A 236-nucleotide genomic window follows, 5' to 3' on the forward strand; every position below is an offset into this window, starting at 1 on the left:
TTAGGCCAGCGTGATGATGGTGGGGTCAGGCGGAGCCGTAATATAGAGAGTGTTGCCCGGCTGTGTGTCGGTCATCTCGGTGAGGACGAGGGTCATGCGCAGCATCCGCTCGAGGAGCGCGGGCTTCCCATCCCCAGACCGTCCCAGCACCGTGAGCCCCCCACTTTCCCCGCCCAGCGGGTCGATCCGGGGCTGGGCCGTGATGCCCCCGCCGTCACGACTCTCGAAGACTTCTG

Annotated in this window: 1 protein-coding gene; it reads right to left on the reverse strand. The window is 66.1% G+C overall.

The features are described 5' to 3' along the window. A partial coding sequence (locus R0J92_RS26625) for a hypothetical protein (protein WP_411053892.1) occupies positions 1-236 on the reverse strand: 236 nt, incomplete at its 5' end.

It is taken from the genome of Tritonibacter sp. SIMBA_163 (assembly GCF_046535935.1).
GTDB lineage: Bacteria > Pseudomonadota > Alphaproteobacteria > Rhodobacterales > Rhodobacteraceae > Epibacterium > Epibacterium scottomollicae.